The organism is Shimia sp. MMG029 (assembly GCF_027947445.1).
Taxonomy (GTDB): domain Bacteria; phylum Pseudomonadota; class Alphaproteobacteria; order Rhodobacterales; family Rhodobacteraceae; genus Shimia.
The window spans coordinates 1,219,013-1,241,145 of sequence record NZ_JAQJIM010000001.1; the positions used below are offsets into that span (position 1 = coordinate 1,219,013).

Here is a 22,133-nt window from a genome sequence, read left to right on the forward strand (position 1 = left end):
GAAAATCGCAACTCCACCTATCGGAGCGCCCCCTTCGAACCAACCTGTGCAAGGTAAACCTAAGCTGCGCCAGACGTAAATTGAAGCCTTGCAAGTTTGGCGTACAATCCGCCCTGCGCCACCAGATCGTCATGCCGACCCTGTGCCACGATACGGCCTGCATCCATCACAACAATCCGGTCGGCCTTTTTCACAGTTGCCAGACGGTGCGCCACAATCAGTGTGGTGCGGCTTTGCGCCAACTCATCCACCGCTGCCTGAACAAGGCGCTCACTTTCCGCATCAAGTGCCGAAGTCGCCTCATCAAGCAGCAGCACAGGCGCGTCGCGCAAGATGGCACGGGCAATTGCGATACGTTGCTTTTGCCCACCAGAGATCATCACACCCCGCTCGCCCAGCTGGCTGTCATAGCCTTCCGGCAATGCTGTGATAAATTCATGTGCCGCAGCGGCCTTGGCAGCGGCTTCAACCTCCGCATCCGTGGCTTCTGGACGACCAAAGCGAATGTTCTCCCGCGCGCTGGTGGCAAAAATCACAGGATCCTGCGGCACCAATGCCATATACTGTCGGAACGCGTCCCGGTCCATATCGGTCAATGCGATACCGTCCAGCGCCACGCGGCCCTCATTGGGGTCATAAAACCTTTGGATCATCTGTATGATTGTGGTTTTCCCAGCCCCGGATGGGCCGACAAATGCCACGGTTTCACCGGGTGCAATGGTCAGGTCTACAGCATCGAGCGCCGATACATTGGGCCGAGACGGATATTGGAAAGACACATTTTCAAAAGAAATCTCTCCACGCACCGGCGCTGGCAAGGCGACAGGCGTCTCTGGGTCATGCACTGTGTCGTTGGCAAACAACAGCTCAACCAACCGTTCGGTTGCCCCGGCCGCGCGTTGCAGCTCGCTCCAAATTTCAGAGAGCGCCCCGACGGCACCAGCGACCATGACGGAATAGATTACAAACTGCACAAGCACACCAACGCTCATGCCCCCTGCCCGCACATCGCGCGCGCCCATCCACAGCACAATCACAACCCCTGTGAAGATCAGGAAAATCACGATCATGGTCAGCAACGCACGCGTGTTAATGCGCCGCATCGCGGCCTCAAGCGACAAGTTAGTCACACGGTCAAAGCTGCTGCGGGATTGCGCCTCATGGGTAAAGGCCTGCACGGTCTGCACAGACAGCAGCGCCTCCGAAGCGTTGCCAGAGCTTTCCGCAATCCAATCCTGATTTTCCCGGCTCAGCTTGCGCAAGCGGCGCCCCAAAACCAAGATGGGCACAATCACCATAGGCACCACCAAAAGCACCATCAGGGTGAGTTTGGTGGACGTGAATAGCATCAACACAAGCCCACCCAAGAACAGCATCATATTGCGCAAGGCAATCGATACCGATGAACCAATCACCGACTGAATGACGGTGGTGTCCGTGGTGATACGGCTCAGCACTTCACCTGTCATGATGGTCTCGTAAAATGCAGGGCTCATGCCAATCACACGCCCAAACACCGCTTTGCGAATGTCGGTCACCACCAGTTCACCGAGCCGCGTCACCAGCAGATAACGCAGTGCCGTTCCCACAGCGAGCAGCGCAGCAAAGCCCAAAGCCGCGAGGAAGTACTTATCCAGAAGAGCGTCGCTTTCCGTGCCGAAGTTGTCCACCACGCGACGCACCGCCACCGGCAGCATAAGTGACACAGACGCGGTCAGTGTCAGCGCACAAAAGGCAAAGAAGGCAAGCACACGGTACGGGCGCACAAATGGCCCCAAACCACGCAGCGCTCCGATGTTTCTGCTCTTCTCGCGATCTTGCTCGCTCTGTGCGCTCTTGGGCTGTCGTGCCATGCTTTGCTCTTACCTTGGCTGTGGTCTTAAGCGTTAGTGACCAAGGCGCGCGTTGGGGTCAAGCGGACAAAAGCGCCACCGACGCAATACAGTCGTGATACCGACGTCGTTTCAGGGTGTTGCATTGATGTGGGATGACCTTGGAGCGGGTAGCGGGAATCGAACCCGCACCTTAAGCTTGGAAGGCTCTTATGATACCATTTCACCATACCCGCCCGAGGTCCGGTTGATGTATTTCAGCGATTTGGGGAGGTCAAGAGACTTCCCCACAACAAACTGAAATTATCGCAGATTTTTTCCTAGGCAGGGCGTACATGCGCGGTCGCTTCGATCTCCAGAAGCGCCTCGTCCTCCAAAAGATCGGCCACCACCACCAATGACATGGCTGGAAAATGGCGCCCCATCACAGAGCGATAGGCCGCGCCTATCTCTTTCTGGTGCGCCATATACTCCGCCTTGCTTTTGACAAACCAAGTCAGCCGCCCAATGTCACTGGGCGTGCCTCCTGCAGCCTCAACAATTGTGCGAATATTGCTCAGAATCTGGGTCATTTGGCCAATGAAATCGTGGCGTTCAAAAACCTTCTGACTGTTCCACCCAATCTGTCCGCCAATGTGCAACGTGCCATCCTCAGACAGCATCCCATTGGCATAGCCCAACGCCGGGGCCCAGCCCTCTGGATGTATCTCCTTAAGTGCCATGCTCCCCCCTTAGGTCACGCGTGAACGTGTTTGGTATTTTTCATTTTTCCACAATTGGTTAGACATGACATCTTCAATTATTTTTGCGGCAGAAATGATGTCTTTCTCATCCAGGTAAAGTGGCGTGAATCCAAAGCGCATGATGTTGGGGGCACGGAAGTCACCAATCACCCCGTGATCAATTAATGCCTGCATCGCGGGATAGCCATGCTCAAAAGCAAAAGACACCTGCGAACCACGCATCTCAGGGTCCCGCGGGCTCGCCAAAACCAACTCCGGGCAACGGGCCTCCACTTCTGCAATAAACAGCTCTGACAAACGTATCGACGCGGCCCGAAGATCTGCCATGTCGACCCCTTCCCAAGCCTTCAGCGCTTCCTGCAATACTGCGAGTTGCAGAATGGGCGGCGTGCCCACGCGCATGCGCTCCGTCGCGGCGGCTGGGCGGTAATTCAGCTCCATAGCAAAGGGCGCATCATGCCCCAACCACCCCGACAGAGCCGGATCAATGCCTTCAACAATATCTGGCCTGACATAGATAAATGCCGGTGCCCCGGGGCCACCATTCAAATATTTATAGCTGCACCCTACGGCGAATTCTGCACCACAGGCGGCAATCTCAACCGGCACCGCCCCGGCGGAATGCGCCAGATCCCAAATCATCACCGCCCCAACCTCATGCGCGCGCTTGGTGATTGCTGCCATATCGTGCATCCGCCCAGACCGATAGTCGACCTGTGTGAGCATCACCACAGCCACCTCTTCCGTTATCGCCTCGGTCATCTTTTCAGCTGCAGGGGTGCGCAATTCGTAACCTTGATCCAACGTCCTGATCAGACCTTCCGCCATATAAAGATCGGACGGGAAGTTACCGTTATCGCTTAATATTACCTTTCTGTCAGGGCGCATTTTTAACGCGGCGGCTAGCGCCTGATACACTTTGATCGAGAGCGTATCACCGGTAGCGACAGACCCGGTCGGCGCACCGATCAGCCCCGCGATCTGATCCCCGACCACTTGAGGCAACGCCATCCAGCCCGCCGCATTCCACGCGCGAATGAGCTGTGCGCCCCACTCCTCGGTGATGGTCTTCTGCGCGCGTTCAGCAGCTCCTTTGGGCAGCACGCCCAGCGAGTTGCCATCCAAATAGATCACGCCCTCAGGCACATCAAAAAGCTCTTTTCTGGGAAGCGAAACGCCCATCGTCATAAGTCTCCGCGCAGATGCCAAAGTTCCGGGAAAAGCTCCACATCCAGCATCCTGCGCAGATACTGCACGCCCGAGGTGCCGCCCGTGCCGCGTTTGAACCCAATCACACGCTCAACGGTGGTAACATGATTGAATCTCCATCGGCGAAAATAGTCTTCCAGATCAACCAGTTTCTCGCCCAGCTCATAAAGCCGCCAATGGGTGTCCACATCCTCATAGACGATCTTCCAGCGCGCCTGCACCTCCGCCTCGGCCTGATGCGGCTGCGTCAATTGCGGCGCGGGCATCTTGCCGGCATCGCCATCCAGTTCTTCAAAAAGAAAGCGGATCACCTCGTCGTAAAAACTCGGCTGCGCCAGCTCGGCCTCCAGCACCGCTTTGGCCTCCGGCACATGCGCATGGGGTTTCACCATATTTGGATTGCGGTTGCCCAGCACATATTCGATCAGCCGATACTGATGGCTCTGAAACCCGGAAGACGGCCCCAGCGCCTCGCGAAACGTGGTGTAATCCGCCGGTGTCATGGTGCGCAGTACATCCCAAGCCGAGTTGAGCTGTTCAAAGATCCGGCTGACCCGCGCCAGCATCTTGAACATTGACGCAAGATCCCGCGCACGCAACGCCTCCCGCGCAGCACTCAGCTCATGCAACGCCAGCTTCATCCACAACTCACTGGTCTGATGCTGAATGATGAAAAGCATCTCGTCATGCGCGTCGCTCTGGGGGTGCTGCTGGCTTAGAATGCCATCCAGATGCAAATAGTCCCCATAGGACATCGCATCCGCAAATCCCATTTTCGCCCCATCCGTCGCCGGATCGTAAGCCTTTGGTGTCATGTGTTTTCTTTCAGTCTGAACCGTTGAATCTTTCCGGTTTCCGTCTTGGGCAGCGCCTTGGCGAACACCACAGAGCGCGGATATTTATAAGGCGCGATCGCCGCTTTCACATGGGTTTGGAGCGCCTCGGCCAAAGCTGCATCTCCGGTAAAACCCTCCGCCAGCACCACATGCGCCTGCACAACCTCACCGCGCGCCTCATCGGCCACGCCAATCACCGCGCATTCCGCCACAGCCTCATGGCTGAGCAGCGCCGCTTCCACCTCAGGCCCTGCAATATTGTAGCCAGAGGAGATGATCATATCATCATTGCGCGCAGCAAAATGGAAATAGCCATCCTCATCCTGCCAAAACGCATCACCTGTGATGTTCCAGCCATCCCGCACATAGTCCGCCTGACGGTCCCCGCGCAGATAGCGACAGCCGGTTGGCCCACGCACCGCCAGCCGCCCAACCTCGCCACGTGGCAACGTCGCGCCATCCAGCCCGATCACCTTCGCCTCATAGCCGGTCACAGGCTTGCCCGTGCAGGCCGGGCGGTGATCATCAAACCGGTTGGAGAGGAAGATATGCAGCATTTCCGTCGCCCCGATGCCATCCAGCATCGGCTTTCCGGTATTCTCTATCCAGGCATCATAAACCGGCGCGGGCAAAGTCTCCCCCGCGCTGACAGCCGCGCGCAGGCTGGAGAGGTCCGCGCCTTCTTCCATGGCCGCAAGCATCGCGCGATAGGCCGTCGGTGCTGTGAAACACACGGTCGCCTTATAGGTCTCGATAATCTCGATCATATTCGGAGGCGTGGCCTGCTCCAGAAGCGTTGCCGCCGCCCCAAAGCGCAGCGGGAAAATCGCCAGCCCCCCAAGTCCGAAGGTAAAGGCCAACGGCGGCGAGCCGACAAACACGTCGCTTGGCTTTACATCCAGCACTTCACGGGCATAGCCATCCGCAATGATCATCAGATCGCGGTGAAAATGCATCGTACCTTTGGGCTGCCCGGTGCTGCCGGAGGTAAATCCAATCAGCGCCACATCATCCGCACTGGTGGCCACGGCCTCAAACATCACGGATTTTTCCAGTGCCAGCCGATCCAGCTCCGCATCATGATTGGCGGTGCCATCAAAGCCGATCACCCGCAGCCCGTGACATTGCGCGGCACAGGCCTCCATCTCTTCCATCAGGCGTGTGTCACAAATCGCGTGGCTGATCTCTGCGGTCTGCACATATTTGCTCAGCTCCACCGCGCGCAGCATGGGCATGGTGTTCACCACCACCGCCCCCGCCTTGGTCGCCGCCAGCCAGCAGGCCACCATGGCCGGGTTGTTGGCCGAGCGGATCAGCACCCGATTACCGGGCTTCACCCCCAGATCCTCGACCAACACATGCGCCAGCCGGTTGGTCCAGTCGGTCAGCTCCTTATAGGTCCGCCGGCGCCCATTGCCGATCAGCGCGGTGTGATCACCAAACCCTTTGGCGACCATCCCATCGGTCAGCTCCCAGCCCGCATTCAGCTGTTCCGGATAGTCAAATCCTGCCAGCAAAAGCTCGGGCCAAAGCGCTTCATCCGGCAAGTTGTCCCGCGTGAATGTGTCCTGATGTGCCGATGGTCCCAACATGTTCAAACACCTCCTGCCGCATGCGCCGCCAATGTCTGACGCGCGATCACCACGCGCTGCACATCGCTGGCCCCTTCATAAATCCGAAGCGCGCGGATCTCGCGATAAAGCCGCTCGACCACCTCGCCGGATTTCACACCGTCCCCGCCAAAAAGCTGCACCGCCTTGTCAATCACCTGCTGCGCCTGATCGGTGGCAAAAAGCTTGGCCATGGCCGCCTCTCGTGTCACCCGCGGGGCACCGCTGTCTTTGGTCCAGGCCGCGCGGTAGATCAGCAGTGCCGCTGCATCCACGTCCAAAGCCATATCCGCAATATGGCCCTGCACTATCTGCAATTCACTAAGCCGCGCGCCCTGCACCTTGCGCGCCTGTACCCGCGCCAAAGCTTCATCCAGCGCCCGCCGCGCAAAGCCCAACGCTGCGGCGGCAACTGTCGAGCGGAACACATCCAGCACCGACATCGCAATGCGAAACCCCTGCCCCGGCGCACCAATCAGGGCCTCCGCCGGAATGCGGCAATTGTCAAAACGCAGGGTCGCCAGCGGATGCGGCGCAATGGTTTCAAGCCGCGCCACAACCGACAGCCCCGGCGTGTCCGCTGGCACCACAAAGGCACTCAGCCCCTTGGCGCCCGCGCCTTCACCGGTGCGGGCAAACACGGTGTAGACATCGGCAATCCCACCGTTGGAAATCCAGGTCTTCTCGCCATTGAGAACAAAATCCGCGCCCTCGCGGGTTGCTGTCATCGTGCTGTTGGCCACATCCGATCCCGACTGCGGCTCCGTCAGCGCAAAGGCTGCAATCGCCTCCCCCGCACGTGTCTTTGGAAGCCACGCAGCTTTCTGCGCCTCGGTGCCAAACAGCGAAATCGCGCCAGTCCCCAGCCCCTGCATGGCAAAGGCAAAATCCGCCAGACCATCATGCCGCGCCAGAATTTCCCGGCTCAGGCAGAGGCTGCGCACATCCAGCACGCCATCCATAGACGCCGTGGCATTCAGCAAACCCGCCTGCCCCATCCGCGCCACCAGATCTCGACAGCTCTGATCGACATCGCCATGATCCACAGCCCCAAGCGCCTCAGCCGCCCAGGCCTCCACCTCATGCGCCCGCGTGCGATGTGCCTCCTCAAAGAAAGGCCAGTCCAAAAACGTCTGATCCGCCAAGTCAAAGCCTCCTCTGCTTCCTCTTGCCCTAAATATCCCGGGGGTTTGGGGGCTGGCCCCCATATAACCTGTGTGTGGGGACTGGCCCGCTCTTAAGCCAGCCCGCGGGTCAATCCCCTTCAAACACCGGCCGTTCCTTGGCCACAAAAGCTTCATAGGCCCGCCGGAAATCCTGCCCCTGCATACAAATCGCTTGCGCCTGCGCCTCCGCCTCAATTGCCTGCTCAATCGACATGGCCCATTCCTGCGCCAGCATGGTCTTGGTCATCATATTGGCAAAGCCCGGCCCCGCCGCGATCCGCTGCGCCATGGTCTGCGCCGCGCCATAGAGCTCCTCTGCCGCCACCAGCCGATTAAAAAACCCCCAGCGTTCGCCTTCCTCAGCCGTCATCGCGCGCCCCAAATAAAGCAGCTCCGCCGCGCGCCCCTGCCCTATGATCCGCGGCAGGATCGCACAGGCGCCCATGTCACAGCCCGCCAGGCCGACACGGTTGAACAGAAACGCGGTCTTGGTCTCCGGTGTGCCGATGCGCAGATCGCTCGCCATGGCAACGATCGCCCCGGCCCCGGCGCAAACGCCGTCCACTGCAGCAATGATCGGCTTGCCGCAGTTCACCATCGCCTTGACCAGATCCCCGGTCATCCGGGTGAAGGCCAGCAGCTCCTTCATGTTCATTTCTGTGAGCGGCCCGATGATCTCATGCACATCACCACCGGAGCTGAAATTGCCGCCATTGGGGGCAAAAACCACCGCCTTCACCTCATCATCATAGGCCAGATCGCGAAACCAGTCGCGCAGCTCGGCATAACTCTCAAAGGTCAGCGGATTTTTCCGCTCCGGCCGGTTAAGCTGCACCGTCGCAATGCCATCCACAACCGTGCAAAGAAAATGCTCCACATCTGTGCGCATCGCTCAGATCTCCCTGTCTTCCAAAGTCTCAATCAGACGCTCAAGCCGCGTGGCCATGCCGTCCACATCTTCCGCGTTAAGCCCGCCCAGCATCTCGTCAATCCAGCCTTCATGGGTGTCCGCATGCTCGGCAAAGGCTGCGATGCCTTTCTCGGTCAGCTTCACTTTAGAGGCACGGCGGTCCCCCGGCACCGCCACCCGCTGCGCCAGACCTTCCTCAGAAAGCTTGTCGACAATGCCCGTGACATTGCCATTAGAAACGCGCAGCAAATCGCTGATCTCGCTCATCTTTTTCCCATCAGGGAAACGCGCAAGAACGCTCATCACATCAAAGCGCGGCAGGGTGCTGTCGAACTCCCGGCGCAGACGGCGGCGCACCTCATCCTCAATCATGCCCGAGGCCTTCAACAGCTTCAGCCACAACCGCAGACGCGCTTTGCTCAGCTCACTCATATTTCGCCTCCCGACAGGCTCATCGCCGTCCCGTTGACCGAACGCGCGGCCTCGCTACACAGCCACAGCGCCGCGCCTGCCACCTCATCGACCTCAATAAACCGCTTCTGCGGATTGCTCCGCATAAGGCTGGCGCGGGCCTTGTCCGCGTCCATCCCGGTCTTCTCCATGATATTGGCCACAGAGCGGTCCAGCATCGGCGTGTCCACAAACCCTGGGCAGATCGCATTCACGGTGATCCCGCTCTCCGCCATCTCCAGCGCCGCTGCGCGGGTCAGCCCCACAACCCCGTGTTTCGCCGCGCAATAGCCGCTCACATAGGGGTAGCCTTTCAGCCCGGCGGTCGAGGCCACTGCAATCAGCCGCCCCCAGCCCGCGCTCTGCATATCGCCTAGCGCCGCCTGCCAGCTGTTCATCACACCCAGCAGGTTCACCTCCAACATGTCCCGCATCTGATCGGGCTGCATCTTGGCAAAAGGCACGCTGTCTGCCGCCCCCGCATTGGCCACCGCCACCGCGACGGGTCCGGACAACGCGCGCGCCTCTGACAGTGCCGTGCCCAGCGCGGCTGCGTCGGTCACATCCGCGACTTTCCAGCCAATGAACCGGTGTTTGCCCGCCACCTCGCGCAAAGGCCCTTCGCGTCTGCCCACAACGGTGACCCTAGCACCGGCGTGCGCCATCGCTTCGGCAATCGCCGCGCCGACGCCGGTGCCACCGCCCGTGACCACCACATGTTTGCCTTCGACACTCATACCCGGATCATCTCCGCGTCTCGATCCGCCAGCCGCCAGGCCTGATCCCGCCCCGCCTCATACGGCAACGGCCAGTTTGCGTGCCGATCCCCGATCCGCGCGGCCTCATGTAGCGTCCAGTAAGGATCAGCCAGATGCGGTCGGCCAACCGCCACCAGATCGGCGCGCCCTGCCATCAGAATGGAGTTCGCGTGATCGGCCTCATAGATATTGCCCACCGCCATGGTCGCGATAGCTGCCTCATTGCGGATGCGATCCGAAAACGGTGTCTGGAACATGCGCCCATAGACCGGTTTGGCATCGGTGCTGGTCTGCCCCGCACTCACATCAATGATGTCCGCCCCCGCCGCTTTGAACGCCTTGGCAATCTCCACCGCCTCCTGCGGTGTTACGCCATCCTCACCCAGCCAGTCATTGGCCGAAATCCGCACCGACATCGGTTTTGACGCAGGCCAGACCGCCCGTATCGCCGCAAACACCTCCAGCGGATAGCGCAGCCGGTTCTCCAGACTGTCGCCATAGTCGTCTTTGCGCTGATTGCTCACCGGAGAGATAAAGCTCGACAGCAGATAGCCATGGGCCGCGTGCAGCTCGATCATGTCAAAGCCCGCGCGCTCTGCCATCTGCGCCGCCGCCACAAACTGATCGCGGATCATGTCCATGTCTGCCCGCGTGGCTTCTCGCGGCACCGCATTCTGCCCACTCCAAGGGATCGCTGAGGCAGAGACCAGCTCCCAATTGCCGATCTCCAGGGGTGCATCCATCTGCTCCCAGCCCACTTGGGTGGAGCCTTTGCGCCCCGAATGACCAATCTGGCAGCAGATCTTCGCACCCGTCTCCTGATGCACAAAATCCGTGAGCCGCGCCCAGGCCGCCTCATGCTCCGGTGCATAAAGCCCCGGACAACCCGGCGTGATCCGCCCCTGAGCACTCACACAGGTCATCTCGGTAAAGACCAGCCCCGCCCCGCCTTTGGCGCGCTCGCCATAGTGGATCAGGTGCCAATCGGTCGGACAGCCCTCAACCGCTTTATATTGCGCCATTGGCGACACAACGATGCGGTTTTGCAGATCCATCTCGCGCAATTTATACGGCGCAAACATCGGCGCTCGCACGGGGGCATCTTTTGAAACACCCGCCTGCGCCTGAAACCAAGCCTCCGCGCTCTCAAGCCACGCGCCATCGCGCAGACGCAGGTTTTCGTGGCTGATCCGCTGGCTGCGTGTCAGCAACGCGTAGTTGAACTGCACCGAATCAAGATCGAGATAGCGCTCAACCTCCTCAAACCACTCCAGCGAATTGCGCGCCGCCGATTGCAGGCGCAGCACATCGAGCCGCCGCTCGTCCTGATAGCGCTTAAACGCTGCCGCCATGGTTGGCTCGCTGTGCAAAAACTCCGCCAGCGCAATCGCACTGTCAAAAGCCAGCCTTGTGCCGGACCCAATCGAGAAATGCGCGGTGGCCGAGGCATCCCCCAACAGCACCACATTCTCATGATGCCAGGTCTCACAGAGCACACGTGGGAAGTTCATGAACACCGCTGAGCCTCGCAAATGCGCGGCATTGCTGATCAGATCATGCCCACCAAGGTGATCGGCAAAGACCACACGGCAGGTCTCCACAATCTCCTCCTTGGACATGTCCTCAAACCCGAAGCTGTCCCAGGCCTCCTGCCCGCACTCCACAATGAACGTCGCCGTGTCCTCATCAAACTGATAGACATGCGCCCAGATCCAGCCTTGCTGGGTTTTCTCAAATATGAAGGTGAAGGCGTCGTCGAATTTCTGATGTGTGCCGAGCCAAACAAATTTGCAGGCGCGCACATCGATCTCAGGCTTGAAGTGTTCGGCATAGGCCTCCCGCACCCGGCTGTTCAGCCCGTCACAGCCCACCACCAGATCGTACTCTGCGCGGATCGCCTCTACATCGTCAAACTCCGCCTCAAAGCGCAGTTCAACCCCGAGCTCCCGCGCACGATCCTGCAGCAAGATCAGCATCTGCCGCCGGCCAATCCCGGCAAACCCATGCCCGCCAGAGACCGTCCGCACCCCGTCATGCACCACCGCAATGTCATCCCAATAGGCAAAGTGATCGCGGATCATCTGCGCGCTTTTGGGATCATTTTGGGAGAGGTTCTCGAGCGCATCATCTGACAGCACCACGCCCCAGCCAAAGGTGTCATTGGCGCGGTTGCGCTCAAACACCGTGATCTCATGCGACGGGTCGCGCAGCTTCATGGAAATGGCAAAGTACAGCCCGGCGGGACCGCCGCCCAAACACGCAATCCGCATAAACCCCTCCTGATGTGTCCTTCGCGAGGCCCAAACGCCCCGTCACACAATCAGGCTAGGGTGAGTCGGAATTTACTTCAAGCTTGAAATTTCAAACTTAAAGATTTCTCCTGTGCAGGATTTCCAAGCCCCCACCGCTGGAAATTCGTTGCACGGCGCGTGCCCCCATGGTTCGATCCAAGTCCTATAACGCAAAGGACACGCCATGACCCTGCCCACCACAATGTCCGCCATGATCCTCACCGGCCACGGAGATATGGACAAATATGAATGGCGCACCGACTGGCCCGTGCCAAAGCCGGGCGCTGGCGAAGTGCTTGTGCGCGTGCGGGCATGCGGCATGAACAACACCGATGTGAACACCCGCGCGGGCTGGTACTCCAAGGCGGTCACCGGCGCGACGTCAGGTGCCACCGAGGAAACGCCCGACGGCGAAGACCCAAGCTGGGGCGGCAAGCCGCTCGCCTTTCCCCGCATCCAAGGCGCAGACATCTGCGGCGAAGTGGTGGCCGTGGGCGATGGTGTCGCCGCTTCACGCATTGGTGAGCGCATCATCACCGATTGCTGGGTGCGCGACCCGAAGGATCTCACCGACAAAACCAAAACCGGCTATTTGGGATCCGAGATTGATGGGGGCTTTGCAGAATATTGCGTCCTGCCCGCGCGCAATGCGCTCAAAGTGGTTTCGAACCTCTCAGATGCCGAACTCGCCACTTTCTCCTGCTCCTACTCCACCGCCGAAGGCATGTTGACCCGCGCGCAGGTCACGGCGGCTGACACCGTTCTTGTGCCCGGCGCATCCGGTGGCGTCGGCGGCGCGCTCATCCAACTGGCCAAACGGCGCGGCGCGCGGGTGATCGCCATGGCCAGCGAAGCCAAACACGCCGCTGTGGCCGAGCTTGGCCCTGATCGCATCTTGCCACGTGCCCCAGAAAACCTGCGCGCCGCTTTGGGCGCTGAGAAAATCACCGTGGTCGCAGACGTTGTGGGTGGCCCCTACTGGCCCACGCTCATCGACATTCTGGATCGCGGCGGGCGCTACACCTGCTCCGGCGCCATTGCCGGGCCGATGGTGGATCTGGACCTGCGCACGCTTTACTTGCGCGACCTCACCTTCACCGGCTCCACCGTGATTGATCTGGAGGTCATGCCCAACCTGATCCGCTACATTGAGGCTGGCGAAATCAAGCCAGCGCTTGCCGCCACCTACCCGCTGTCAGAGCTGAAGGCAGCGCAATCCGCCTTCATCGCCAAAGAGCACACCGGCAATATCGTGGTCACGCCCTGAGCATGTCTGTTGACGCCTATTTCGCCGCGCTTCCCGAAGCCCCACGCGCCCAGCTCACTGCGATGCGTGCGGTGCTGCATGGCGCGTCACAGGCGGAAAACATCCCGCTCAGTGAGAGCCTGAAATGGGGGCAGCCGAGCTTTGCGCCGCCCCGCAAACTGGGCACCCCCGTACGCCTGTCATGGTCCGAGAAGTTCCCGGACCATTGCGCTTTTCTTGTGCATTGTCAGACCACTCTGGTGGAAAGCTGGCGTCATATGTATGGTGCGCACTTCACCTATGACGGCACCCGCGCCGTGCATCTCCCGCTTGCGTCAAGCTTGCCCGAAGATGCCCTGCACCAGATGGCCGTCATGGCCTTCACCTATCACGCCGCCAAAACCTGAGCCTTCTGCGCCGCCCCTGCCACATAGGTCTGGGCCACCGCGCGGTCATCGCCCATCATCATCAGAACAAACAGCTCTTCTGCCAGCGTTTCTGCGGCCTCCATCCGCAGCGCCATGGCAGAGGTCGCCCGCGCATCAAGCACCACAACATCCGCTGCGCTGCCTACATCCAGCGTGCCAATCTCCTCCGCCATGCCAAGCGTCTGCGCATTGCCGCGCGTGATCCAGTGAAACGCCTGATAGGGATGCAACGCCTGCCCCTGAAGCTGCAAAACCTTGTAGCCCTCATTCAGCGTCTGCAGCATCGAATAGCTCGTGCCCGCACCAATATCGGTGGCGATCCCGCTCTGAATGCCCCGCGTCTTCAGCCCTCCCTGATCAAACAGGCCGGAGCCGAGAAACAGGTTGGAGGTCGGGCAGAACACCGGATGCGCCCCGGTGTCTGCCAGCACGTCGATCTCACGTGGTTCCAAGTGGATCGCATGGCCCAGAAACAGCTTATCGGTCACCAAACCGGCCCTCTGATAAACATCCAGATAATCCCGCGCGTCCGGATAAAGCTCCTTGGTGAAGGCGATCTCGGCTTTGTTTTCACTCAGATGCGTCTGCACAAAACAGTCCGGATGCTCTGCCACCAGGGCACCAGACGCCTGCAATTGTTCAGGGGTCGAGGTGATCGCAAACCGTGGCGTGATGGCATACCGCGCGCGGCCTGTGCCATGCCATTTGGCTATCAGCCGCTTGGTCGCATCATACCCCGCCTGCGCGGTGTCCTTCAGCCCGTCAGGTGCATTGCGGTCCATCATGGTTTTGCCGCCAATCATGCACATGTCGCGCCGCGAGGCCTCGGCAAAGAAAGCCTCAGCGGAGGTTTCATGCACGGAGCAAAACGCCATCGCCGTTGTGGTGCCATGACCGGTCAGCTGGTCGTAAAACGCTGCCGCCATCCGCGCCGCATGGTTGGCATCCGCAAAGCCCAGCTCGGCGGGGAATGTGTAGGTGTTCAGCCAATCCAGCAGCTGGGAGCCCCAGCTGGCGATCACCTGAACCTGCGGGAAATGCAGATGCATATCAATGAACCCCGGCATCAGCAGATACGGATGGTGATCCACCACCTCTGCACCCTGCGCCTTGGCCGCCACATCGGCGTGTTCTCCCATGGCGATGATCCGGCCATCCTCGATCAGAACCGCACCGTCCTCAAGATACTGGAAGCTCGCCAGATCTTCAGCGCCCTGCGGCTCCGCCACAAAGTTCAACACGCGTCCGCGCAACAGTTTTTGCACCATTCTTTGACCTCTCTAAGGCCGCCTCACATGGTGGGTGAGGCAACCGGTTCTGCGGCAGGTTCAGAGGTCAATGCCGCGATCACATCTGCCACAACGAGGGCTGCAATCACGGACGGCCGCTTGTCGCGGCTACCGCGCACCCCCGGGACCATCCCGATGGGGCAATTCAGTGTTTCCGTGCTTTGCCCCTCACAATGCGTGCGGGCAAAACTCTCAAATTTCGCACGTTTGGTGGCCGATCCAATCATCCCCACCCAACATGCACTTCCTTTTGCAAGCGCTTCAGATGTCAGCAGAAAATCCAAAGCGTGGTCATGCGTCAGAACGATGAACGCGCTGCCTTGAGGCGCGCTGCGCACCTCGGCTTCCGGCAATGCGGTCAGGCGCTTTTCAACAGAAGCACCTGCCATGTCAAGTTCCTCTGCGCGGCTGTCCACCAGCATACAGCGCACGGGCAAATGCTGAAACTGATCCGCTAAGGCACGCCCGACATGGCCCGCGCCAAAGACATAAACATGGGGCAGCGCCGCCTCAGAGCGTGTGACTTCTGCCACCGCCTCTGCGCGCGCGGCCGTATCCATCATGGTCAGTGTCAGCTCCACGCGCCCGCCGCAGCACTGGCCGATCTCCGGCCCCAGCGGCACATCCATGTGGCCGGTCTCCGCGCCAAGGCGCAACAGTTTGCGGGCCTCATCCAGCGCCATATATTCAAGCTGCCCGCCCCCAATGGTGCCGGTCATGGCTTGGGGCGCGACAAACATCACAGCGCCTTCTTCGCGGGGCGAACTGCCCCGCACGCGGGTGATCTCCACCCGCATCACCGCGGGTTCGCGGTCCAGAAACGCTATGAGGTCTGCCGCTTTCATCCGCGCATCCGCTCCACCGCCATCAGCACACGCTCGGGCGTTGCCGGCGCATCCAGACGTGGGCATTCGGCGTAGTCCGCCACCGAGGCCACCGCCATGCCCAAGGCTTCAAACACACAGATCGGCAACATAAACGGCGGCTCGCCCACCGCTTTGGAGCGTTTGATGGTCAGCTCCCGGTTTTCGGACCAATCCGCCAGATTGACGTTGAATTCGCGCGGAATGTCCCCCGCCAGCGGGATCTTGTAGGTGCTTGGCGCATGGGTCTTTAGTTGGCCTTTCTGATCCCACCAAAGCTCCTCGGTGGTGAGCCAGCCCATGCCCTGCACAAAGGCACCCTCAACCTGCCCCTTGTCCAGTACAGGGTTCAGCGACTTGCCTACATCATGCAGCACATCGGCGCGATCCACGGTGTACTCGCCGGTCAGCGTGTCCACCGAAACCTCGGCCACCGCCGCACCGTAAGCATAATAATAAAACGGGCGTCCCTGCCCTTTTTCACGGTCCCAGTGGATCTTCGGCGTTTTGTAAAACCCCGCCGCCCAAAGCTGCACCCGCGCCATATAGGCCTGTTTGATGAACTCCCCAAAGGTGAACACCTGATCACCGACATGCACCTCATTTGGCGCAAAATGCACCAACAGCGCCTCGACATTGAAGTGATCACAGGCCCAGCGGATCAGCCGCTCCTTGATCTGCTCACAGGCATTCAGCGCCGCCATACCGTTCAGATCCGTGCCCGAGCTCGCCGCTGTGGCAGAGGTGTTCGGCACTTTTTCCGTGGTGGTCTTGGTGATCTTGATGTGATCAATATCCACCTGAAACGCCTCGGCCACCACCTGCGCAATCTTGGTGTTCAGCCCCTGCCCCATCTCGGTGCCGCCATGGTTCAGCATGATGGAGCCGTCATTATAGATATGCACCAGCGCACCAGCTTGATTGTACCAGGTGGCGGTAAAGCTGATCCCGAATTTCACCGGCGTCAGCGAGATCCCCTTGCGGATGATCCCACCTTTGGCGTTATGCGCCAGCACCGCTGCGCGACGCGCCTGATAGTCGGAACTCTGCTCCAGCTCCTCCACCAGACGCGGCATGACATTGTCCTCCACCGTCTGGTGATAGGGCGTCACATTGCGATCCGTGGTGCCGTAGAAATTCGCCTTGCGCACCTCCAGAGGGTCTTTGCCAAGCTTATAGGCGATCTCCTCGATCATCCGTTCCGCCGCAACCACACCCTGAGGCCCGCCAAAGCCGCGAAACGCGGTGTTGGAGACCGTATTGGTCTTCATCGGGCGGCTTTGCAGCTTCACATGAGGATAGAAGTAAGCGTTGTCCGCGTGGAACAGCGCCCGATCCGTCACCGGACCGGATAGATCAGAGGTCCAGCCACAGCGCGCGGCAAAGACATTGTCCACCGCCTCAATCCGGCCCGCATCATCAAAGGCCACGTCATAGTCCACGACAAAATCATGGCGCTTGCCGGTGCTTTCCATATCCTGATCACGGTCAGGGCGGATTTTTACCGCACGGTTCCACTTCTTTGCGGCCAGCGCGGCCACGGCGGCAAACTGGTTCATCTGGCTTTCCTTGCCGCCAAACCCGCCGCCCATGCGTCGCACGTTTACCACCACAGCATTGTTGGGCACGCCAAGAACATGCGCCACCATATGCTGCGCCTCACTGGGATGCTGGGTGGAGGAATGCACAATCACATCGTCATCTTCACCCGGCATGGCAAAGGCAATATGGCCTTCCAGATACATGTGATCCTGCCCGCCAATACGCATCTGCCCCGTGATGCGATGGGCCGCACCCGCCTGCCCCTCGGCCACATCCCCGCGCTGCAGGATCATCGGATCGGTCACATGCGGATAGCCTTTGGCCACCGCCTCATCCGCTTCAATCACGTGATCCAGCGGTGCATATTCAATCTGCGCAAGCTCCACCGCGCGGCGGGCAATGTCGCGGCTTTCGGCCACCACGGCAAAAAGCACCTGCCCCCAGAACTCGACCTTTTCGGTGGCAAAGAGCGGCTCATCATGCCGCCCCGTGGGGCTCACATCATTCACGCCCGGCACATCCTCAGCGGTCAGCACATCCACCACACCGGGGGACGCGCGCACCGCGCTCAGATCCATCGAGACAATTTTCGCGTGGGCCACTTTTGCCGTGCCAAAATAGGCGTGTAACGTGCCCACAGGCTCTGCGATGTCATCACAGTAATCCGCCCCACCAGCGACATGCTTGATCGCGCTATCATGAATAAGGTCGGTGTGCGCCGAACCACGGATAGAGACAGTCTGTTTCATCGTTCTCTCCTCACGCGCTCGCCAGGCGGGCATCTTCGCCCTGCTGCTCCAACCAGAACCGGCGGAACAGGTTCTGCGCCACTTTCATCCGGTAATCCGCTGTTGCACGCATATCGCTGAGCGGCTGGAAATCCTCCGGCAGTTTCGCCGCCGCCGCCAAAAAGCTGGCCTCACTCCAAGGCTGGCCAACCAAAGCCACCTCTGCCGCCGCTGCCCGTTTGGGCGTGGCCGCCATGCCGCCAAAGGCCAGCACCGCTTGGGTGATGATACCATTTTCAACGGCAACATTCATCCCAACCGCCACAGAGGAGATATCTTCCTCGCGCCGCTTGGAAATCTTGTAGGCCGCATGATGCGCCCCATCACGCGCGGCAGGAAGGCGCGGAATGGTGATGCTCTCCACAAACTCACCAGCGGCGCGGTCCTGCTTGCCATATTCGAGGAAAAACGCTTCCAGTGGCAGATCCCGCCGTACATCGCCCTTACGCAAGGTGATCGACGCGCCCAGCGCAATCAGCACCGGCGGCGTGTCCCCAATCGGGCTGCCGTTGGCGATATTGCCGCCAATCGTGCCCATATTACGCACCTGCCAACCAGCGATACGATCCCAGTAGTCAACCAGATGCGGATAGTGCTGCGCAATCACATCCTGCGCCTCGGTATAAGTTACCCCGGCGCCAAGCGTGACCGCACCTTCCGTCACGGCGATTTCCTTAAGTCCGTCCAAATGGCCAATGAAAACCGCAGGCGAAATGCGTTTGAGAAACTTGGTCACCCAAAGCCCCACATCGGTGGAGCCTGCCACAATGGTCGCCTCCGGTTCAGCGGCCAGAACAGCGGCCAGATCATCCACGTTCGCAGGCAGGATCGCGCGGCTCTCGCCTTTGCCCACTTCCACCCGCGCACCATCTTTCAGCGCTGTCAGTTTCACGGCCACCGCCTCACGTTCCGTCGCCAGGTGTTCGGCGGAAGCTGTGCCGTATTCCGTCACCGCCTGCGCAGCCCGAATGATCGGCGCATAGCCGGTGCAGCGGCACAGGTTGCCCTGCAGCGCGGTTTCCACTTGCTTCACCGTCGGGTGTTCATGCGCCATCCACAGCGCGTAAAGCGACATCACAATCCCCGGTGTGCAAAAGCCACATTGGCTGCCATGATGCTCCACCATGGCCTGCTGAACCGGCGACAAACGCCCGTTGGGACCGCCGAGATATTCAATGGTCACCACGTGACAACCATCCAGCGTTGCCAGAAAGCGAATACAGGCATTCACTGTCTCATAGTGCAGCCCCTGCGGTGTCAGCCGCCCGACCATCACGGTGCAGGCGCCACAATCGCCCTCCGCACAGCCTTCTTTGCTGCCCGTAAGGCGCTGATCAATCCGCAAAAAATCCAGAAGCGTGTCATCCGCTCCCACATCAGAAAGGAGGACCTGACGGCCATTGAGTAAAAAGCGTATCTCGCTGCGGTGCTGCATCCTGACCTCTTGCTGGGAGTCGGCACATTTGTGGCCACAGGATACTCTACCTGTCTCCGCGCCTTCAATGAAATGGGGGTTTTGGCAAATCTATTTCAATGAATTGTTGAAAATCATCGCCAATTCGCCAATAAACCGCGCAGAATTAAGGGATCACCCCATGCCATATCTGGAAAGCCTGCGCGTTTTTGTTCGCGTGGTGGAACTCGGTTCTATCACCTCCGGCGGGCGTGACCTGCGCCTCACCCCTGCAGTGGCATCCAATCGCATCAAAGAGCTGGAGTCTCGCCTTGGCGTGCGCCTGTTCAATCGTACCACCCGCAATCTCTCCCCCACGGAAGTTGGGCAGGTGTTTTACGATCACGCGCGAAAAGTCATCGAAACGCTGGACGAGGCGGAGGCAGTGGTCGCGGGTTTCTCTGACACGCCGCGTGGCACCATTCGCGTCACCGCCCCTCTTGGCGTGGGCCGGCGCGTCGTTGCGCCGTTGATCCCCTCTTTCACAGATCAACACCCCAATGTGGACGTCCGCCTGCGCCTGTCTGACCGCAAGGTCGACATGTTTGAAGACGGGCTCGATGTCGCATTTGTGTTGGGAGAGCTCAAAGACAGCAATCTCAAGCTGCGCAAAATTGCGGATTGCGAGCGTGTGTTGGTGGCATCCCCCGACTATCTGGCCCGCGCAGGCACCCCGCAAACGCCTCAAGACTTGATCACCGATCACAACTGTCTGCTTCTGCGGTTTCCCCGGTCTCCTGAGTATTTCTGGACCCTACAAACTCCTACTGGACCGCTGAAAATTGAGGCCAAAGGTCGGTTTGACGCAGATGATGGCGATGTGCTGACCCAATGGGCGCTTGAAGGCGCAGGTATCGCCAACAAACCCCGCTTTGATGTGGCTGCCGAATTGGCCAGCGGCGCTTTGGTCGAGGTCTTGTCCGCAACACCGCCCCTGCCCGCGGCTTTTGGATGCTTGTACCCCCACCGCAAACTGCAAGACCCCAAAGTCAGGCTGTTTGTAGACTACATCGCCACCGAAATCAGGGCCCGCATGTCAGAACTTTAGCAAGCAAACAGAGCCTGCTGATTCGGCAGAAAGGCGGTTTGCGTGGTGAAACGAGCCTTAAGAGCCCACCGCGAGCGGGCCTTTTTCACGCAGCTCAGGCTTATAAAGTGTATATGTCGAGCGTCCGTTGTGCTTGGAAGCATAAAGCGCAATATCTGCGTCATCCATCAACTGCTCAACAGTCGCCTCGCCTTCGCCTCTGTGAATGGAAATGCCGACACTGGCTGAAACCTGACACATCGTATCTTTGTAAGGCACCGGTGTTTCCACCTCTTTGATGATGCGCTGACAAATCCGGCCCAGCACCTCTTCGTTGATGGTGCCATTGATCACCAGCACAAATTCATCGCCGCCCACACGTGCCACAACATCTGCGTCCCGGCTGCTTTCCACCAGCACCCGCGCGACGTGTTGCAAAACCACGTCCCCAGCAGCATGGCCTTTGGTGTCATTAACTTCTTTGAAGAAATCCAAGTCGACATGCAAAAGCCCGAAAGGCTTACACTCTTCAACAAGACGCGGCAGGATCACGTCAAGGGCACGGCGGTTTTTCAAACCGGTCAACGTGTCGGTATAGGCCTGCTCTTCTGCTGCGACTTTGGCACCCTGCAGGCGTTGGTTCAGCTTTCGACTGGCTTCCATGGCCGCAGATTTAGCTTCCACAAGATAGAGCATCTCAATGGTCAAATCCGTCGCGGCAAAATCTGCTGCGTTCAAGGAATAGTCGCGCACCGCATCCAAGATCGAGATCCCGAAACTCAGATTCACAACCGCGCCACCTTGCCCAACAGGCGTCAGCACACCTTTCAAGCCCGTTTCCGGTGCACTTCGTTTTTTGAGCCGAAGCTTCTGGCCTGCAGTCTCAAGCAAACAATCCATCGACGTCACCGAATGCGGACGCATCAGTTCGAACACTTCCAGAAAGCGCCCACCGACAAGCTCCTGATCCGGAAAAATCTTGGTCAACGTTGGCCCGGCATGAGAAATACGCCCCATATTGTCGAGTTGAACATGCATCGGGCACATCACGTCCAACGCATCTGTCATGTCACAAACTTGATCAATCTCACTCACTCGGCTCGCGCCCCCAACTCAAACTCTCGCCCGCTTGCAAAGGCGTTTACAACCAAAGTGATGTCGATCACCTCGGTATCCCCATTTGTCCCTCTGTGCTCCAAAAACACAAGCGCCCCATAATCATCTGCCATGGTGCGCAGGATGCCAATCAACACATGTCCAAAACCCGCCTGAGAGTGGCGACAGGTCAGGCTAAAACGATCAGGCGCATGTTCGCGCACTTCCATGCTCGGCAGGACCAGATCATCAACCGCCAATCTGGCGCGATCGGGCAACTCATCCAGGGAATGCAGGAATTCAACAAAGTCCACCCCACCAAATCGCAAGAGGCGCCGAAGCGCTTCCACATTCGGATGGGTCACAAGATAGGTACCAATGTCTTCAAGCACGGTTTCCCAGGGGGCTCCGATCACGTCGGCAGCGGCTTTGATCAAGTTTTCCGTCGCGCTGTCATCATAGTGCAGCATGGCTTCGAAATCGGTGGTTTCCACACCGGCAAGACGAGTCACTTCGATCCAGCGCGGCTGCCCATAGCTGTCGCGGACAAAGCATTGAATCGCTCTGTTGATCAACCCGTGCATGTATTCACCTCTC

Annotated in this window: 19 protein-coding genes and 1 tRNA gene; 3 read left to right on the plus strand and 17 right to left on the minus strand. The window is 59.4% G+C overall.

Annotated features, from left to right (window positions below; all coding sequences use genetic code 11):
- Positions 1-59: 59 nt before the first annotated feature.
- The 11 genes from PJL69_RS05825 to PJL69_RS05875 form a co-directional block, all read right to left on the minus strand.
- On the minus strand, positions 60-1,853 hold the full coding sequence (locus PJL69_RS05825; RefSeq protein WP_271308800.1) for an ABC transporter transmembrane domain-containing protein: 1,794 nt from the start codon (positions 1,851-1,853) through the stop codon (positions 60-62).
- A gap of 141 nt (positions 1,854-1,994) precedes the next feature.
- Positions 1,995-2,068: transfer RNA gene (locus tag PJL69_RS05830), tRNA-Gly, on the minus strand.
- Between the two features lie 84 nt (positions 2,069-2,152).
- A complete protein-coding gene (locus tag PJL69_RS05835; RefSeq protein ID WP_271308801.1) occupies positions 2,153-2,554 on the minus strand; it encodes a RidA family protein in 402 nt (133 codons plus the stop codon).
- A gap of 9 nt (positions 2,555-2,563) precedes the next feature.
- On the minus strand, positions 2,564-3,757 hold the full coding sequence (gene kynU, locus PJL69_RS05840; protein ID WP_441347453.1) for a kynureninase: 1,194 nt from the start codon (positions 3,755-3,757) through the stop codon (positions 2,564-2,566).
- A 2-nt stretch (positions 3,758-3,759) separates the two neighbouring features.
- Positions 3,760-4,599, minus strand: coding sequence for a tryptophan 2,3-dioxygenase (locus PJL69_RS05845; protein WP_271308803.1), 840 nt, complete (start codon positions 4,597-4,599; stop codon positions 3,760-3,762).
- A complete protein-coding gene (locus PJL69_RS05850; protein ID WP_271308804.1) occupies positions 4,596-6,212 on the minus strand; it encodes an AMP-binding protein in 1,617 nt (538 codons plus the stop codon). Before PJL69_RS05850 ends, PJL69_RS05845 begins: the two co-directional genes overlap by 4 nt.
- 2 nt (positions 6,213-6,214) lie before the next feature.
- Positions 6,215-7,375, minus strand: coding sequence for an acyl-CoA dehydrogenase family protein (locus PJL69_RS05855; protein WP_271308805.1), 1,161 nt, complete (start codon positions 7,373-7,375; stop codon positions 6,215-6,217).
- 109 nt (positions 7,376-7,484) lie between these two features.
- Positions 7,485-8,285 carry an enoyl-CoA hydratase family protein gene (locus PJL69_RS05860; RefSeq protein ID WP_271308806.1) on the minus strand — a complete coding sequence of 267 codons (801 nt, stop codon included), beginning with the start codon at positions 8,283-8,285 and terminating at the stop codon, positions 7,485-7,487.
- 3 nt (positions 8,286-8,288) lie between these two features.
- Positions 8,289-8,738 carry a MarR family winged helix-turn-helix transcriptional regulator gene (locus PJL69_RS05865; protein WP_271308807.1) on the minus strand — a complete coding sequence of 150 codons (450 nt, stop codon included), beginning with the start codon at positions 8,736-8,738 and terminating at the stop codon, positions 8,289-8,291.
- Positions 8,735-9,493 carry an SDR family NAD(P)-dependent oxidoreductase gene (locus PJL69_RS05870; protein WP_271308808.1) on the minus strand — a complete coding sequence of 253 codons (759 nt, stop codon included), beginning with the start codon at positions 9,491-9,493 and terminating at the stop codon, positions 8,735-8,737. The genes PJL69_RS05865 and PJL69_RS05870 overlap by 4 nt, the downstream gene beginning before the upstream one ends.
- Entirely contained in the window at positions 9,490-11,784 is a 2,295-nt protein-coding gene (locus tag PJL69_RS05875) for a bifunctional salicylyl-CoA 5-hydroxylase/oxidoreductase (RefSeq protein WP_271308809.1), read from the minus strand. The genes PJL69_RS05870 and PJL69_RS05875 overlap by 4 nt, the downstream gene beginning before the upstream one ends.
- Positions 11,785-11,989: 205 nt before the next feature.
- Between PJL69_RS05875 and PJL69_RS05880 the strand changes: the two genes are divergently transcribed.
- Positions 11,990-13,072, plus strand: coding sequence for an alcohol dehydrogenase family protein (locus PJL69_RS05880; protein ID WP_271308810.1), 1,083 nt, complete (start codon positions 11,990-11,992; stop codon positions 13,070-13,072).
- A 2-nt stretch (positions 13,073-13,074) separates the two neighbouring features.
- On the plus strand, positions 13,075-13,458 hold the full coding sequence (locus PJL69_RS05885; protein ID WP_271308811.1) for a DUF1801 domain-containing protein: 384 nt from the start codon (positions 13,075-13,077) through the stop codon (positions 13,456-13,458).
- On the opposite strand, the gene guaD is transcribed toward PJL69_RS05885, so the two are convergent.
- From guaD to xdhA, 4 genes are read right to left on the minus strand one after another with little or no spacing between them, the layout of a single operon-like run.
- A complete protein-coding gene (gene guaD / locus PJL69_RS05890; protein WP_271308812.1) occupies positions 13,440-14,747 on the minus strand; it encodes a guanine deaminase in 1,308 nt (435 codons plus the stop codon). The two genes, PJL69_RS05885 and guaD, sit on opposite strands and share 19 nt — an antisense overlap.
- A gap of 23 nt (positions 14,748-14,770) precedes the next feature.
- Entirely contained in the window at positions 14,771-15,613 is an 843-nt protein-coding gene (xdhC, locus tag PJL69_RS05895) for a xanthine dehydrogenase accessory protein XdhC (RefSeq protein WP_271308813.1), read from the minus strand.
- Positions 15,610-17,922 (minus strand): xanthine dehydrogenase molybdopterin binding subunit, encoded by a 2,313-nt coding sequence (gene xdhB / locus PJL69_RS05900; protein WP_271308814.1) that lies wholly within the window; start codon positions 17,920-17,922, stop codon positions 15,610-15,612. Before xdhB ends, xdhC begins: the two co-directional genes overlap by 4 nt.
- Positions 17,923-17,932: 10 nt before the next feature.
- Positions 17,933-19,396 carry a xanthine dehydrogenase small subunit gene (gene xdhA / locus PJL69_RS05905; protein WP_271308815.1) on the minus strand — a complete coding sequence of 488 codons (1,464 nt, stop codon included), beginning with the start codon at positions 19,394-19,396 and terminating at the stop codon, positions 17,933-17,935.
- A gap of 160 nt (positions 19,397-19,556) precedes the next feature.
- Between xdhA and PJL69_RS05910 the strand changes: the two genes are divergently transcribed.
- On the plus strand, positions 19,557-20,462 hold the full coding sequence (locus tag PJL69_RS05910) for a LysR family transcriptional regulator (protein ID WP_271308816.1): 906 nt from the start codon (positions 19,557-19,559) through the stop codon (positions 20,460-20,462).
- A 57-nt stretch (positions 20,463-20,519) separates the two neighbouring features.
- Here PJL69_RS05910 and PJL69_RS05915 read toward each other — a convergent pair whose 3' ends face one another.
- Entirely contained in the window at positions 20,520-21,536 is a 1,017-nt protein-coding gene (locus tag PJL69_RS05915) for a diguanylate cyclase (RefSeq protein WP_333781866.1), read from the minus strand.
- Positions 21,533-22,120 carry a heme NO-binding domain-containing protein gene (locus PJL69_RS05920; RefSeq protein WP_271308817.1) on the minus strand — a complete coding sequence of 196 codons (588 nt, stop codon included), beginning with the start codon at positions 22,118-22,120 and terminating at the stop codon, positions 21,533-21,535. Before PJL69_RS05920 ends, PJL69_RS05915 begins: the two co-directional genes overlap by 4 nt.
- Positions 22,121-22,133: the final 13 nt, after the last annotated feature.

Coding starts and splice junctions, on each gene's coding strand:
- PJL69_RS05825 (WP_271308800.1), bottom strand. CDS start 1,853: ATGGCACGACAGCCCAAGAGCGCACAGAGCGAGCAAGATCGCGAGAAG.
- PJL69_RS05835 (WP_271308801.1), bottom strand. CDS start 2,554: ATGGCACTTAAGGAGATACATCCAGAGGGCTGGGCCCCGGCGTTGGGC.
- kynU (WP_441347453.1), bottom strand. CDS start 3,757: ATGGGCGTTTCGCTTCCCAGAAAAGAGCTTTTTGATGTGCCTGAGGGC.
- PJL69_RS05845 (WP_271308803.1), bottom strand. CDS start 4,599: ATGACACCAAAGGCTTACGATCCGGCGACGGATGGGGCGAAAATGGGA.
- PJL69_RS05850 (WP_271308804.1), bottom strand. CDS start 6,212: ATGTTGGGACCATCGGCACATCAGGACACATTCACGCGGGACAACTTG.
- PJL69_RS05860 (WP_271308806.1), bottom strand. CDS start 8,285: ATGCGCACAGATGTGGAGCATTTTCTTTGCACGGTTGTGGATGGCATT.
- PJL69_RS05865 (WP_271308807.1), bottom strand. CDS start 8,738: ATGAGTGAGCTGAGCAAAGCGCGTCTGCGGTTGTGGCTGAAGCTGTTG.
- PJL69_RS05870 (WP_271308808.1), bottom strand. CDS start 9,493: ATGAGTGTCGAAGGCAAACATGTGGTGGTCACGGGCGGTGGCACCGGC.
- PJL69_RS05875 (WP_271308809.1), bottom strand. CDS start 11,784: ATGCGGATTGCGTGTTTGGGCGGCGGTCCCGCCGGGCTGTACTTTGCC.
- PJL69_RS05880 (WP_271308810.1), top strand. CDS start 11,990: ATGACCCTGCCCACCACAATGTCCGCCATGATCCTCACCGGCCACGGA.
- PJL69_RS05885 (WP_271308811.1), top strand. CDS start 13,075: ATGTCTGTTGACGCCTATTTCGCCGCGCTTCCCGAAGCCCCACGCGCC.
- guaD (WP_271308812.1), bottom strand. CDS start 14,747: ATGGTGCAAAAACTGTTGCGCGGACGCGTGTTGAACTTTGTGGCGGAG.
- xdhC (WP_271308813.1), bottom strand. CDS start 15,613: ATGAAAGCGGCAGACCTCATAGCGTTTCTGGACCGCGAACCCGCGGTG.
- xdhB (WP_271308814.1), bottom strand. CDS start 17,922: ATGAAACAGACTGTCTCTATCCGTGGTTCGGCGCACACCGACCTTATT.
- xdhA (WP_271308815.1), bottom strand. CDS start 19,396: ATGCAGCACCGCAGCGAGATACGCTTTTTACTCAATGGCCGTCAGGTC.
- PJL69_RS05910 (WP_271308816.1), top strand. CDS start 19,557: ATGCCATATCTGGAAAGCCTGCGCGTTTTTGTTCGCGTGGTGGAACTC.
- PJL69_RS05920 (WP_271308817.1), bottom strand. CDS start 22,120: ATGCACGGGTTGATCAACAGAGCGATTCAATGCTTTGTCCGCGACAGC.